The 15446-nt window shown below is 42.4% G+C and carries 13 protein-coding genes; 5 read left to right on the forward strand and 8 right to left on the reverse strand.

The window, feature by feature from the left end; translation table 11 throughout:
* Positions 1–17: 17 nt before the first annotated feature.
* From parC to ftsP, 3 genes are all read left to right on the forward strand, one after another.
* On the forward strand, positions 18–2273 hold the full coding sequence (parC, locus tag G6Q48_RS02905) for a DNA topoisomerase IV subunit A (RefSeq protein WP_166264421.1): 2256 nt from the start codon (positions 18–20) through the stop codon (positions 2271–2273).
* A gap of 109 nt (positions 2274–2382) precedes the next feature.
* Complete coding sequence (locus tag G6Q48_RS02910; protein ID WP_166264423.1) at positions 2383–3117, forward strand: 1-acylglycerol-3-phosphate O-acyltransferase; 735 nt, start codon at positions 2383–2385, stop codon at positions 3115–3117.
* A gap of 352 nt (positions 3118–3469) precedes the next feature.
* Positions 3470–4885, forward strand: a complete 1416-nt coding sequence (gene ftsP, locus G6Q48_RS02915) for a cell division protein FtsP (protein WP_102137826.1) — start codon at positions 3470–3472, stop codon at positions 4883–4885.
* Positions 4886–4957: 72 nt separating this feature from the next.
* Here the strand turns inward: ftsP and G6Q48_RS02920 are convergent, their stop codons facing one another.
* Positions 4958–5572: a LysE family transporter gene (locus tag G6Q48_RS02920; RefSeq protein ID WP_166264425.1), complete on the reverse strand. Its 615-nt coding sequence runs from the start codon at positions 5570–5572 to the stop codon at positions 4958–4960.
* 236 nt (positions 5573–5808) lie between these two features.
* On the opposite strand from G6Q48_RS02920, the gene folA reads away from it, so the two are divergent.
* The gene (gene folA / locus G6Q48_RS02925) at positions 5809–6303 is read left to right on the forward strand and encodes a type 3 dihydrofolate reductase (protein WP_102137824.1); all 495 of its coding nucleotides are present in this window, start codon (positions 5809–5811) and stop codon (positions 6301–6303) included.
* Between the two features lie 74 nt (positions 6304–6377).
* Here folA and apaH read toward each other — a convergent pair whose 3' ends face one another.
* From apaH to lptD, 6 genes are all read right to left on the reverse strand, one after another.
* Positions 6378–7205: a bis(5'-nucleosyl)-tetraphosphatase (symmetrical) ApaH gene (gene apaH, locus G6Q48_RS02930; protein WP_102137823.1), complete on the reverse strand. Its 828-nt coding sequence runs from the start codon at positions 7203–7205 to the stop codon at positions 6378–6380.
* 2 nt (positions 7206–7207) lie between these two features.
* On the reverse strand, positions 7208–7585 hold the full coding sequence (gene apaG, locus G6Q48_RS02935; RefSeq protein WP_004257676.1) for a Co2+/Mg2+ efflux protein ApaG: 378 nt from the start codon (positions 7583–7585) through the stop codon (positions 7208–7210).
* A gap of 18 nt (positions 7586–7603) precedes the next feature.
* Positions 7604–8413, reverse strand: coding sequence for a 16S rRNA (adenine(1518)-N(6)/adenine(1519)-N(6))-dimethyltransferase RsmA (rsmA, locus tag G6Q48_RS02940; protein ID WP_004257672.1), 810 nt, complete (start codon positions 8411–8413; stop codon positions 7604–7606).
* Complete coding sequence (gene pdxA / locus G6Q48_RS02945; protein WP_102137821.1) at positions 8410–9402, reverse strand: 4-hydroxythreonine-4-phosphate dehydrogenase PdxA; 993 nt, start codon at positions 9400–9402, stop codon at positions 8410–8412. Before pdxA ends, rsmA begins: the two co-directional genes overlap by 4 nt.
* Positions 9386–10705 carry a peptidylprolyl isomerase SurA gene (gene surA / locus G6Q48_RS02950; protein WP_166264427.1) on the reverse strand — a complete coding sequence of 440 codons (1320 nt, stop codon included), beginning with the start codon at positions 10703–10705 and terminating at the stop codon, positions 9386–9388. Before surA ends, pdxA begins: the two co-directional genes overlap by 17 nt.
* A 168-nt stretch (positions 10706–10873) precedes the next feature.
* Positions 10874–13246, reverse strand: coding sequence for an LPS assembly protein LptD (lptD, locus tag G6Q48_RS02955; RefSeq protein WP_206275847.1), 2373 nt, complete (start codon positions 13244–13246; stop codon positions 10874–10876).
* Between the two features lie 181 nt (positions 13247–13427).
* Between lptD and djlA the strand changes: the two genes are divergently transcribed.
* Entirely contained in the window at positions 13428–14243 is an 816-nt protein-coding gene (djlA, locus tag G6Q48_RS02960; protein ID WP_004257658.1) for a co-chaperone DjlA, read from the forward strand.
* Positions 14244–14681: 438 nt separating this feature from the next.
* On the opposite strand, the gene rluA is transcribed toward djlA, so the two are convergent.
* Positions 14682–15335, reverse strand: coding sequence for a bifunctional tRNA pseudouridine(32) synthase/23S rRNA pseudouridine(746) synthase RluA (rluA, locus tag G6Q48_RS02965; RefSeq protein ID WP_102137817.1), 654 nt, complete (start codon positions 15333–15335; stop codon positions 14682–14684).
* Positions 15336–15446: the final 111 nt, after the last annotated feature.

A 15446-nucleotide genomic window follows, 5' to 3' on the forward strand; every position in this document is an offset into this window, starting at 1 on the left:
AGAAAGGAACGAATTGAATGAGTGAAATTACTCATGATGGTGTAGAGCGTTTACCGCTACACGCCTTCACTGAAAATGCCTATCTGAACTATTCGATGTACGTCATCATGGATAGGGCATTACCATTTATTGGCGATGGGCTTAAACCTGTTCAGCGCCGTATTGTGTATGCAATGTCAGAACTTGGCTTAAGCAACACTGCGAAATATAAAAAATCAGCCAGAACTGTGGGTGATGTGTTAGGTAAATACCATCCACACGGTGATAGAGCTTGTTATGAAGCGATGGTATTGATGGCACAGCCATTTTCTTACCGCTATCCGCTGGTGGATGGGCAGGGAAACTGGGGGGCACCCGATGACCCTAAATCATTCGCAGCAATGCGTTATACCGAATCACGACTATCCAAATACGCTGAAGTTTTACTCAGCGAACTTGGTCATGGCACCGTCGATTGGGTACCAAACTTTGATGGTACGCTAAACGAGCCAAAAATGTTGCCTGCGCGTTTGCCGAATATTCTGTTAAACGGTACAACAGGTATTGCCGTTGGGATGGCGACAGATATTCCACCACATAACGCCCGAGAAGTGGCTCAAGCGTTGGTTGCCTTGTTGGATAAACCTACGCTAAATCTTGATGACATCATGGCATTTGTGCCGGGACCTGATTTCCCAACGGAAGCAGAAATTATTTCTTCCCGTGATGATATCCGTAAGATTTATCAAAATGGACGCGGTTCTGTACGAATGCGTGCGGTGTGGGAAAAAGAAGATGGTAATGCGGTGATCACGGCATTACCTCATCAAGTTTCAGGTGCAAAAGTACTGGAACAAATTGCCAGCCAAATGCGTGCAAAAAAATTGCCGATGGTTGAAGATTTACGTGATGAATCAAACCACGAAAACCCAACTCGTTTAGTGATTGTTCCGCGCAGTAATCGTGTTGATCTTGAACAAGTCATGACACACTTATTTGCGACAACGGATTTAGAGCGTAGTTACCGCGTTAATCTTAATATGATTGGTTTAGATAACCGACCTGCGGTGAAAGGGCTTGTTGAGATCTTAAATGAGTGGATTGCTTACCGTCGCCAAACTGTGCGTAACCGCTTAAATCATCGGTTAGAAAAAGTATTAAGACGCTTACATATTTTAGATGGTTTATTAATCGCCTACCTGAATATTGATGAAGTCATTGAAATTATTCGTACAGAAGATGAACCGAAAGCGGTTTTAATGTCACGTTTTAATATCAGTGATACCCAAGCTGAAGCTATTTTAGAGCTAAAATTACGCCATTTAGCCAAGCTTGAAGAAATGAAAATTCGTGGCGAGCAAGATGAATTAGCCAAAGAGCGTGATGAATTACAAGCGCTCCTTGGGTCTGAAAGACGTTTAAATACGTTGATTAAAAAAGAGATTCAAGCCGACGCCAAAGATTACGGTGATGACCGCCGCTCCCCATTGCATGAACGCGAAGAAGCGAAAGCCATGAGCGAACATGAGATTTTACCATCAGAACCGATTACCGTTGTGCTTTCTGATATGGGGTGGGTGCGTAGTGCTAAAGGGCATGATATCGAGCCGACTAACCTGAACTATAAAGCGGGAGATGGCTTTAAAGGGGCAGCGCGAGGCAAGTCAAATCAAGCAGCCGTGTTCCTTGATACCACAGGGCGCAGTTATTCTGTTGACCCGCTGGAGTTGCCATCTGCACGCAGTCAGGGTGAGCCTTTAACCGGTAAGTTAACCTTGCCACCTGGCGCAACCATTGAACATGTGTTAATGGCGCCTGACGAACAAAAATATTTAATGGCTTCGGATGCAGGTTACGGTTTTATTTGTACCTTCAATGATTTAGTCACTAAAAATAAAACAGGTAAAGCCTTAATTTCTTTACCTGAAAATGCAAAAGTATTGGCGCCAATTGAGTTGCATAATGAGCAAGAAGATTTGCTGTTGGCAATTACCAAAGCAGGGCGTATGTTAATATTCCCTGTGGCAGATCTACCTCAGCTTTCGAAAGGTAAAGGGAATAAAATTATCAATATTGCCGGTGCGCAAGCGGCAACTGGCGATGATTTATTGACTTGGTTGATGATTTTGCCTGTGGGGGCATCAATGACCTTGCATTTTGGTAAGCGGAAGCTGAAGTTTAAAGCAGAAGACTTGCAAAAATACCGCTCAGAACGAGGTCGTAAAGGGACGTCGTTACCGCGCGGAATGCACAATATTGAGCGTATTGATATTGAGCCAGTAGAGTCTAAATAATTAACAAAGAACAAACCTTATAAACCTTTTTTAGTATGAACTTCAAAAGGTTTATAAGTAGATAATATTCATCATGGGGCTGAAAAGCTTCTTACAATTTGGGGTTAGTATGTTAGCGCTTATTAGAGCGATCATTGTTATTATTTATACGATTGCGGTGTGTGTAGGGGGCGGGATTTACTGCCTATTTAGCCCACGCAACCCAAAACACGTAATGACATTTGGTCACATGTTCGGGCGGTTATCAGTCGTTTTTGGGATTAACGTCATAAATCGCGTACCTGAGAAAGCGAAGAGCTATGGCCCGAGTATTTATATTGGTAATCACCAAAACAATTACGACATGGTGACCATGTCAAATGGGGTGTTACCAAGAACGGTGACTGTGGGTAAAAAAAGCTTGGTTTATATACCTTTTTTTGGCTTTTTGTATTGGATCACGGGTAATATTTTAATCGACCGCGCTAATCGCTCTAAAGCCCATAACACAATTACGCAAGTTGCTGACCAGATTAAAAAACGTAAAATTTCGGTATGGATGTTCCCTGAAGGGACTCGCAGTCGTGGCCGTGGTTTGCTGCCATTTAAAACGGGTGCGTTTCATGCCGCGATCGCCGCAGGGGTACCGATTGTGCCTGTTTGCGTTTCGAGCACACAAGGTAAAATTAAGCTAAACCGTTGGAATAATGGTACCGTTATTATTGAAATGCTAGACCCTATCGATACATCGCTCTATAGCCGTGAGCAAGTTAGGGAATTATCTGAGCATTGCCATGCTTTAATGGAAGCAAAAATTAAAGCGCTCGATCTTGAGGTTGAAGAGATGGAAAAACAAGGTAAATAGCCTAATCGATTGAATTTACTTTAATAATGGGCAATATGTGAATATTGCCTATTTTTTTAGATTTAACATAGCATAAATTGACTTTATTGTTTCCTACCTGACTTATTTCCTTTTTTAATTACTTACCCCTACTATTTATAATCTTATTAATTATATTTTTACACATTTGCTAGATATTTTTAGAATTTAACCTTTTTTCGCGATATCATGGCTCACAAATTATTATGGCCTTAAATTGTTGCATCTAAGTAGTTATATTGCTAGCGCCAAACTTAAATTAGCCATCTCATTGGCTAAAAATTTATAATATTAAATAATAAAATGCGCTGGAATTTTGTTTAGCGGAGAATTTATGTCATTCAATCGATGCCAAACCCTGATAGCGGCAGGGATGGCTCTATGTATGTCCTATGCGCCTATTTATGCAAGTGCAGAAGGGGCGACAGCTTTACCTGTGCCACCGTTATTAGAATCACGGTCGGGACAGCCATTATTTTTAACTTTACAAAAAATTCATTGGTCTTTTGATGGAAAATATTCAGCCGATATTTGGGGGGTTAATGGTTCTTCTCCTGGGCCGACTGTCAAAGTAAAAAATGGCGATGATATTAAGCTTATTTATAGTAATCGCTTACCTGAAGCGGTTTCAATGACAATTAGTGGGTTGCAAATACCCGGTACACAAATTGGCGGTGCGGCAAGGTTAATCTCACCTAATGCAGATTGGTCTCCGGTGATCCCAATTCGCCAAAATGCGGCAACGCTTTGGTATCATGCCAATACCCAAGGAAAAATGGGTGAACAAGTCTACAATGGTTTATTGGGTATGTGGATCATTGAAGATGACGTGACGAAAAATTTGCGCTTACCGAAACACTATGGTGTTGATGATTTTCCTATCATTATTCAAGATAAGCGTTTAGATAATTTTGGCGTTCCAGAATATAAAGCAGATGAAAATGGCTTTTTAGGCGATACATTACTGGTTAACGGCGTGCAAGATCCTTATGTTGAGGTTTCTCGAGGGTGGGTTCGTTTACGGTTATTAAATGCGTCGAACTCCCGTCATTATGTGATGAAAATCAGTGATGGTCGCCCATTCTCGTTAATTGCATCTGACCAAGGTTTGCTAACCGTCCCTGTGAGTGTTCAAGAACTACCATTAGCGCCCGGTGAACGGCGAGAAGTCTTGATTGATATGGCGAAAACGCAGGAACTAACGATTACTGCGGGTGAGTCAGCTACCTTTATGGACCGTTTGAAAGGGTTATTCGAGCCATCGAATAATTTAATTTCAACTAATGTATTAACTATCAAAGCGACAGGTTTGATGTCATTAGTAACAGATGGCTTACCAACGCAGTTAGTTGAAGATAAAACACAAGTCACATCCAGTATTACACAACGCAATATTCACCTTAATGATGGTTTTGGTATTAACAATGCGACCATTGATACAAACAGGGTTGATTTTTCAAGTCGCCAAGGTAATTGGGAGCGTTGGGCTGTGACGACAAATGAACCACAAGCGTTTCATATTGAAGGTGTGCGCTTTAAGGTACTAAATCGCAATGGCAAGCCAACACCAGCAGAAGATTATGGTTGGAAAGATACGGTATGGGTTGATAGTAGAGTTGAATTATTAGTACAAATGATGCAACCGTCCTATAACCATTTCCCATTCTTATTCTATAGCCATAATTTAGAGAAGGCGGATTTAGGCTCGGCAGGGCAAATGGTGGTTGCACCGCAAGACACCATGCAATAATGGGCATTATAACAATATTGAATATTCAAAAAGCAGGCGTTTAGCCTGCTTTTTTGATGAGAGAGAATAAGGTTAGCTCAGCGCGACTCGAATACCGAAAGCGATTAATACCACCCCGAGAACCTTATCAACATATTTTTGCACTTTTGCTAGGCCTTTTCTTACAGGAGCGCTTTGGATTAAGAAAACTAAAATAGGCCAATAGATAACGGCTAAACCCCAAATAATAAAGGCAAACCACAGCTTCTCACTAACAGTAGAATTAATGTCTAGCACTTGGGTAAAGACCGCTAAAAAGAACAGAGTGGCTTTGGGATTTAATACATTACAGAGAAAACCTTGCATAAAGGCTTTTTTAAACGAAACTACTTCATGTTTACCCGTTGCTAAGTCAACTAAATGGCTTGATTGTGGGAGTAAACTTTTAATACCGATCCAAACCAAATAGGCCGCACCTGCATATTTTAAAATATTAAATAGCCAAGGCGTGGTGGTAATCAAAACGGCTAGGCCTGCAACGCAGTAGGACATATGCAGTGCAATAGCAACTATCACACCACACGCGCTCATCAATGCAGCAGAGCGTTGATAGCGCGCAGCATTTTTGACAATCAAAAAGAAATCAGGCCCTGGAGAGAGCATACCGAGTGCAGCGATGGTAGCAACCATAATACTCGTTTCGTACATGTTATAATCTCTTTTCCCGTTCAATGTTGGCAAATAAAAATGACCTGCTAAATACTTACATTTAGGCTGATATCAGAGGGTTCATTTTGTTTTTAAATGTTATTTTTCGTCGTAAGTTTATCAATTCGAGTATAAGTGATTCAAAGCTGTTTAAGGAAGCTTAAATTTAGTCGACGAAACAATTCTCTTTCCGTATAGTGTGCTCAATTTTTATATCTTGTTTCTAAGGTGAATAGATGAATATTAGCTTAATCGCAGCAATGGCGATCGATCAGGTTATCGGCATGGAAAAAGCGATGCCTTGGAATTTGCCGGGGGATCTCGCGTGGTTCAAACGAAATACGTTAAATAAACCGGTTATTATGGGCCGTGTTACCTATGAATCAATTGGGCGCCCATTACCACAACGTGTGAATATTGTATTAAGCAGTGCACCTGGTACTGATTCTGATGTTATTTGGGTAACGTCAATGGAAGAAGCGTTGGCTGCGGCACAAGCCGTTGAAGGTAATGATGAAGTTATGGTCATTGGTGGTGGTAAAATTTACCAGCAGTTCCTGCCACTCGCGAACAAGCTTTACTTGACGCACGTAGATGCCGAAGTTATCGGTGATACCCATTTTCCAGCTTATGAGCCTGATGAATGGGATTCTATTTTTACGGAATACCATGAAGCTGACGAAAACAATACCCATGGTTATTGTTTTGAGATCCTAACCAAAAGAGCATAATTTTGGGTTTGAATACAAAAATGGCGCTTAATGGCGCCATTTTTTTTATAACTTGCGGTTAATCATACAAAAAATTATTCTTTGCGGCTTTTTTGATATGACTTTTGTCGGTGATATTGCTTGGTTTCCCAATGGAATAACGTTAAATCGCCTCCCCAGCAGCATCCTGTATCTAAAGCATAAACGTTATCAGGGGTGCATTTTCCTTCGAGCGATGCCCAGTGGCCAAAAAACACTGAATAGTCATCAGGAATTTTACTTTGTAGATCAAACCAAGGTTTTAGCGGAGCAGGGGCCTTTTTAGGGTTTTCCTTACAAATCATATCTAACTGCCCGTTCGGAAAACAGTAGCGCAAACGTGTTAACGCATTAGTACTAAAACGCAAACGAGCTAGCCCCATTAAGCCTTCAGACCAATTGTTTGGCATGTCGCCATACATGGAGTCGATAAATAATGGATAGGCATCACTAGACAGCACCGCTTCAACTTCCCTTGCACACATGCGTGCCGTTTCGATATCCCATTGTGGTGTTATACCTGCATGAGTCATCAAGATCTTTTTTTCTTCATCAATTTGTAATAAAGGCTGACGACGTAACCAATTGATCAGTTCGTCAAGATCAGGTGCATGTAATAACTCATCGAGGTGATCTTTGGGCTTATTACGACTGATTTTACAGTAAATCCCTAATAGATGGAGATCATGGTTACCAAGAACTAAACGCACGGCAGAACCAAGGCTTTTTACATAGCGTAAAACTTGCAGTGATTCAGTTCCACGGGCAATGAGATCGCCTGTTAACCACAATGTGTCCTTGGTTGGGTCAAAATGGACACTTTCCATCAAGTCACGGAGCTCACGATAACAACCGTGAATATCACCTACTAAATATGTCGACATAATTAATTAATCAGTGTTGGGATAGCAAGACGAAAAGCTGGGATATCAACGTGGAAACTATCCCCTTGTGTGCTTATCATCACATAATAACCTTCCATCGTACCCATTGGTGTTTCAAGGATTGCGCCACTGGTATAACGGTATTCTTTTCCTGGTGGAATAAGGGGTTGTTCACCCACGACGCCTTCACCTTGAACTTCGGTCTTATGGCCATCACTGTTAGTAATGAGCCAATAACGGCTCATTAGTTGGATAGGCTCTCGTCCTAAATTACGAATGCAGATTGTGTAAGCAAACACATATCTCGCAATATCGGGTTGAGATTGGCTTTCTATATAGACACTCTGAACTTGGATGCTTACATTTGGCTCATTAAGCATAGTGCCTCCTTCAACAGACTATTCTGAACGGTTAGAGAGATAGTTTGCCATTTTACAGTATTGTTCAACAGAAATATTTTCTGCTCGGGTGCTTAAATCAATACCCAGTTCAGTTAGCTCTTCAACACTGAATAAATCCCCTAAACTGTTACGGATCGTTTTACGGCGTTGGTTGAAAGCTTGTGTGGTAATACGACTTAAAAATTTAATATCTTTTACCGGATATGGATTTTCGCGATGAGGGATCAGCCTAACAATGGCAGAATCTACTTTTGGCGCAGGTGTAAATGCAGTCGGTGGTACTTCCAATACCGGCACCACGTTGCAATAATATTGCGCCATAACACTCAAGCGACCAAAGGCTTTGCTGCCTGGGCCTGCAACTAGGCGATTCACCACTTCTTTTTGTAACATGAAGTTCATGTCAGAAATAGAATTGGTGAATGTGAATAAGTGAAACATTAGCGGTGTGGAGATGTTGTAAGGTAAGTTACCAAAAACTCGCAGGGGTTGGCCTGCTTGTTTGGCTAATTCACCAAAATCCACTGTCATTGCATCTTGCTGAATGATAGTTAATTTATCTTTTAGCTGAGGGTGAACGTGTAAACGTGCTGCAAGGTCACGGTCAAGTTCAACGACAGTCATTTTATCGATTCGGCTACCGACAGGCTCGGTTAAGGCACCTAAGCCGGGACCAATTTCTACAATGGACTGACCCGGCAGCGGGTTCATAGCATCCACGATGCTGTCGATAATAAATTGGTCAGTTAAAAAGTTCTGCCCGAAGCGTTTGCGGGCAAAATGCCCCTGATGGACTCGATTATTCATGTATTCTTAGATGTCATTTGGATAGCTAACTTTAATGCGGTGATAAAACTTCCCGCATCAGCATGACCCGTACCTGCGAGTTCAAGGGCTGTGCCATGGTCGACAGAGGTACGGATAAAAGGCAGGCCGAGAGTGATATTTACTGCTCTGCCAAAACCTTGGTATTTTAACACAGGAAGGCCCTGATCGTGATACATAGCTAGCACTGCGTCTGCATGGTCTAAATACTTAGCTTGAAATAAGGTATCGGCAGGTAACGGCCCAATCAAATTAATCCCTTTTGCTCGTAGGCTTTCAAGTGCAGGCTCTATCGTATCAATTTCTTCGGTACCCATATGGCCACCTTCCCCTGCATGCGGATTTAAACCACAGACATAGATGGCTGGTTTTTCAATACCAAATTTTGTTTGTAAATCATGGTGTAAAATCGTGATGACTTCATGCAGGCTCTGTTGAGTGATGGCGGCCGACACGTCTTTGAGTGGTAGATGCGTTGTGGCTAATGCAACACGCAGTTCTTCGGTAGCTAGCATCATAACAACGCGTTCACAGCCACTTCGTTGTGCAAAGAATTCTGTGTGGCCACTGAATGACATGCCTGCATCATTAATAATCCCTTTATGTACGGGACCTGTTACAAGCGCTGAAAATTCACCATTTAAACAGCCGTCACAAGCTTTTGCTAAGCTCTCCACAACATATTGGCCATTATCAACGTTGAGTTCACCTGCTTTTGCCACCGTTGCCAACTGAACTGGTAGAACGGATAAGTGGCCTGCAGGCTGTACTTCAGTAATTGAATTGGGGGAATATTCAATTAATGTCAGAGGCAAATTGAGTGCTTTGGCACGTTGGCGTAATAAGTCAGGATCGGCGCAGGCAACCAGCTCAACAGGCCATTGCTGTTGAGCGAGCTGAATAAGTAAGTCTGGGCCAATCCCGGCAGGTTCACCGGGAGTGATGACAATAGGCTTAATTTGATTTTTCATCTGTAGATTGGCTGTCACGACCATCAACCATTTTTACGTAAGCGGAAGCACGTTGTTCTTGCATCCAGCTCTGCGCTTCTTCGTTAAATTTACGATTAAACAGCAAACGGTATGCTTGATCTTTTTGTGCCGCGTCTGTTTTATCAACGTTGCGTGTGTCTTCTAACTGAATTAAGTGCCAACCAAAATTTGATTGAACAGGTTGGCTTAATTCGCCTTTATTCAATCTCATTAACGCATCACGGAAAGCTGGGTCATAGACGTCAGGCATATTCCAACCTAATTCACCGCCTTTTAACGCACTACCCGGGTCTTCAGAATTTTCTTTTGCAGCATCTTCAAATGAGATTTTGCCTGAACGAATTTCCTGAGCAATTTGAGTTAGTTTTTGTCTTGCTTGTGCATCATCCATAATTGGAGATGACTTAATCAAGATATGGCGCGCTTTCACTTCTGTGACAGAAATAGGTTGGCTGCCACCACTGACATCGTTAACACGTAAAATGTGGTAGCCGACACCGGAGCGAATTGGGCCAGCAATATCGCCTTTTTTCGCATTTTTCAGTTGTTCAGCAAAGACAACTGGTAATTCTTGCAGGCGTGACCAACCCATATTACCGCCTTTCAGCGCTTGGGGATCTGCGGAATAAGCGATAGCTAATTTACCAAAATCTCCACCTTTTTTCAGTTCATCTAAAATTTTATTTACTAACGCTTCAGCGGTTTTTAGCTGTTCTTGTGTTGGATTTTCGGCTAATGGGATCAAGATATGACTTAGGTTAACGCCCATTTCGTAATTTGCTTGTGAGCTCATTTGTTCAGCAAGCGAATCAACTTCTTGAGGTAAAATGGTAACACGGCGGCGAACTTCATTGTTACGCACTTCAGCAATCAGCATCTCTTTACGAATTTCGCTACGATATTGATTCATATTGATGCCATCTGCGGTTAAACGCTGTTGCATTTGCTGCAGTGTTAAACCGTTTTGACGAGCGATATCAGTAATAGTTGCATCCACGGCTTCATCTGGAATATTGATTTGCATTTGGCTAGCCATTTGCAAAATGATGTTATCCATAACGAGACGCTCAAGGATCTGATGACGCAGAGTTTGATCATCAGGCACCTGTTGACGTGCGTTCTGAGCATTCAGTTTTACCGTGTTGATCATATTCTGGACGTCACTTTCCAGTACAACACCGTTATTGACGACCGCAGCGACTTTATCCATTTGCTGAGGCGCAGCCAAAGCAGTGGAGCTTGCGAACATCAGTCCCAGAATAAGCGTTCTCCAATTCTTCATAATGGTCCTATAAATATTGACTTTGATTCCGCAAAAGCGGGCTAATCTCTTTTTACTCGTCATACTTCAAGTTGCAGTGTTGTTGACTGCGTTCATTCGCACTAGTCACATACTTATGTATGCTCCCAACTGCCCTCGAATTATTAGAGCAAATTTATGTTATTTTTATCAGAAAGCGCGTTGATAAGGCATAATGCCACTTTCTAACATTTTCTGGCTACCTAAACTATGATTGTTATTTAGGCCTCTAAGTTCCACATTGATTGACCATTTATTGTCATATTCACTGCTGAACTTCTCTTTTTGCCAACCAACTATCTTACGTTCATAACCAAGATTGACTGCCCAGCAACAAGTATTGTATTGCAAACCAACCAGTTGGCTAGCAGGTTGCTGCTGTTTAGTATCATAATAATATGACCCTACAAAGCCCCAACGTTCACTTAATGGCCAACTCACGACAGTACCCACTTGTGAAATACCACGTTGGTATTCAGGCAGCGTATAGGTATAGCCTCCGTTTGCCGTATCTTCACGACGGAAGGTTGCTTGAATATAATCGCGGTCAACGAAACGGTAGTTCAACTGAACTAAACGATCGGCATCTAAACGGTATTCTGCAACCGCATTCCCCATAGTGACATTACCGAGGCGGCGGTCATATTGTAAACCACCCCGTAAGCCCCAGTTATCATCAATTCGCCACATAGAGTCAGTGGCCCACAATAATGAGCCCGTGTTGCTTTTATCATCAATTGGACGATTTGAATCACCTGCACGTGGGCGTTCAAAGTAATAAATTTGACCCACGGAGAAGTTAAAGCGTTCCGCTAAAGCATCGTCATAAACACGTGTTGTAACACCTGTGGTGAACTGGTTTGCAGAGGCGATACGGTCAAGGCCACTGTAAATTCGGTCACGGAATAAACCGCTATAGTCTGACTGCAATAATGAAGAGTCAAAATTATTGATATTGTCTTGATCTTTATACGGAATATACAAATATTGAACACGTGGTTCTAATGTTTGAACGAAATCGCTGCCTTGGAAAAGGTCTCGTTCGAAGACAACTTTTGCATCGCTTTTAAACATAGGCAGAACGCGCGTCACATTTTTTTCTAAGCTTTTATCCGTATTTGAGCGAGGGATATCTTGGTCGTAATGAGTCGCATACAGTTTGATACTGTTATTCATATTTGCCCAGCCATTAGATAATGGCAGGTTCACTTCAGGCTCAATGTGTAAGCGAGTTGCATCTGGGTTATTTTTCCCCACACTCGTAAAGCGAGCCGCTTGTGCGTATGTATGCACATCAAAGGCACCTAAATTATTTTTATAATAATTGAAGTCCACCTGTGGCTCTGCTTTATAAGCACGCTTGTTGGGGTTATCCGCAAAAATTTGGAATTGTTTGTGAGTGACTTTCGCATTCCAGTTTGTATCTGAATAACCTGCACTGAATTTTTGCGTGGCGTAGCCATCAGTGGTGTTACCGTACTGGGAACTAAAGTCAGTAAAATAGCTAGGGTCGCTCACTTTGGTATAGTCAGAGCTAAAATTCCAGTGCCCTGCATAAGTCCCAGAATGGCGCCAGTAGAATAACCAGCGGTCATCGCTATCACGATCTTCACGCTTACCACGTTCTTTGTCTTTGATATAAGCTCGGTCATGATTTAGAAAATCAAAGGCCACGGTCCCTGTACCAGGAGCAATGAGGTAACGGAATTCATTATTTAATTTTACACCACGGTGGGTCATAAATTGAGGTGTAATCGTGGCATCGTAGTTTGGCGCAATATTCCAATAATAGGGTAATGAAAACTCTAGCCCATCGTTACTTGAATAACTCCCAGTCGGAATTAAGAAACCGGAACGACGTTTATTACCAATTGGTAATTGCATATATGGGCTATAGAAAATAGGCACGTCACCGACTTTAAAACGTGCATGCCAAATTTCAGCGACTTCTTCTTCGCGGTCGATTATCACTTCAGAGCCTGCAACGCTCCAGCTATTATTGCCGGGTAAACAGGTCGTGAACGTGCCGTTTTCCATAATTGAATAACGGTTTTCACCACGCATTTTCATTTTCGTCGCGTCACCACGCCCCTGACGGCCTACCATCATGTAGTTACCATCATTCACATCCGTGTTTTTATTATCTAAGTTAGACCACGCAGAAGGGCCTTTTAAGATAATTTGTGGGTCATCGTAGTGAACATTTCCGGTTGCCGTGACTTCGCGCACAGGGAGTTCACCCGCTGTTTCTGTTTGGGTGAGCTTCACATTATCAGCGGTTAATGTTTGGTTCCCTTGTTGAATATCGACATTACCTTCATATTCAACAAAATTAGGGTATTCACCACGGACATCTTCAGCGGTAATGTGAATCGGCAGGTCGTTAGGGTCACCTTTTACAATCGGTTTTGTGTAAACAGGGACACCCAGCATACACTGCTGTGCAAGGTCAGCATGCGCTTGCTGACTATAAATTGCCGCCCATACCATGGTGGCGAGTAGTGTTGGATAGCTTTTTTTCATCATTAAATATGGGGTTCCGTCATCATTGGCATCGCCAGCAAACGCTCAAAGACTAACTTAGCCAACCACTTTGCGCCAGTATAATGTAAGAAACTTTACGCGCGGGTAGTTATGCATAGAGCTGAATGAATAGTATGATAATGCAAAATTGCATTTTGAGCATTGAAGAATTGAGGGATATATGCACTATTGGGGCAAAATTATTGGCGTTATACTCGCAATCGTCTCTGGATTGGGCTTTTGGGGAGCGCTAATTGGGTTAATTATTGGGCATGGTTTTGATAAAGCATCGATCCAACGTAAATTTGCAGGGAGAATGAATAAGCGAGATCGCCAAATCATTTTCTTTGCGAGTACTTTCCAAATTTTGGGACATTTAACGAAGTCCAAAGGCCGTGTAACCGAGACAGATATTCAGCTTGCGACCAATTTAATGGACAGAATGCAATTACACGGAGAAACACGAAAAGCGGCTCAACAAGCGTTTAGAGAAGGTAAATCCCCTAACTTTCCATTACGAGATGTATTAAAACAACTACGAATGGCTTGTTATGGCCGTTTTGATTTGATTCAGATGTTTCTGGAAATTCAATTACAAGCTGCTTTTGCAGATGGACAATTACACCCGAACGAACGAAAAGTGTTGTTTATCATCGCAGAAGAGCTAGGGATTTCTAAAGTTCAGTTTGAACAGTTCTTGGATATGATCCAAAGTGGTCGCCAATTTGGCCAAGGTTACTCTCAGCAGCAATCGGGAGGGTATTATCAGCAATCGAATGGCCCAACCCTTGAAGATGCTTGTAAAGTGCTTGGTGTGTCTCCCAGTGACGACCCAACAAAAATTAAGCGTGCCTATCGTAAATTAATGAGCGAACATCACCCAGATAAGCTGGTTGCAAAAGGTTTACCGCCAGAGATGATGGAGATTGCGAAGCAGAAAGCGCAATCAATCCAAGCAGCTTATGACTTAGTCAAGAAGGAGCTCGGCTTCAAATAAATTTCCCCGTCATATTTCGCGCCGCAGCGTTGTTGGCTGCGCTCGCGCACCCTAGTCACATACTACTGTATGCTCCTAGGGATTCGCTCTCTTGCCGCCTAGCTGCAACACGAACTATTTAAGGGAAATCAGGCTAACGAAGAAAAACCAAAAAATCTCGCTTTGTTGTCTTCATTCATGAACCCTAGTCACGTAGTTATCTACGCTCCTAGGGATTCGCTCTCTTGCCGCCTAGCTGCAACACGAACTATTTAAGGGAAATCAGGCTAACGAAGAAAAACCAAAAAATCTCGCTTTGTTGTCTTCATTCATGAACCCTAGTCACGTAGTTATCTACGCTCCTAAGGATTCGCTCTCTTGCCGCCTAGCTGCGGCACAAACCATTTAGGGTATGCTAGGGGGAGGGAAAATTAATCAAACGATCAAATAAATCTAGCATTAAAAATCCGGTGGGCAGGTAAAATGCATTGGCGTGCCATATTCAGGATGGGTGATATATAATTCCTGTGCATGTAATTGTAAGCGAGGGGCGAGCGCTTTGGCTTCATCGTGAGCATAAAAGCGATCACCAAGGATTGGGTGGCCTAAAGCTAACATATGAACTCTCAGCTGGTGAGAACGACCTGTAATCGGTGACAGTTTCACGCGAGTTGCTTGTTCTTCATATTGTAAAACTTGGTACTCAGTTTGTGCTGATTTCCCTGTTTCGAAACACACTTTTTGCTTAGGGCGGTTTGGCCAATCACAAATCAGTGGTAAATCAATCAAACCTTCTTCTTTTTCTAAATGCCCCCAAACACGAGCAATATAGACTTTTTTGGGCTCACGCTCCCTAAATTGGCGTTTAAGCTCTCGCTCAGCCTTCTTGTGCAGTGCCACAACCATGACACCACTTGTCGCCATATCTAAGCGATGTACGGATTCAGCTGCGGGAAAATCACGCTGAACACGACTCATAATGCTGTCGTGGTGCTCAGGAGCTTTCCCAGGCACAGAAAGTAGCCCACTTGGCTTATTCACCGCAATAATATGGTCATCTTGGTAGAGCACATGCAGCCAAGGTTCAACGGAGGGATGGTAAGGTTCCATCATAAGGTATATCGCTCCCAAAGCTCTTAAAATAAATTCTCCCTCTAATGAGGGAGAAATTGGTGATAATTTTAAGCTACGTTCACCATAATTTAAATAGCTAATAATAAGTGG

The organism is Providencia sp. M-27, from assembly GCF_011077905.1.
In the GTDB taxonomy this organism is placed as follows: domain Bacteria; phylum Pseudomonadota; class Gammaproteobacteria; order Enterobacterales; family Enterobacteriaceae; genus Providencia; species Providencia huaxiensis.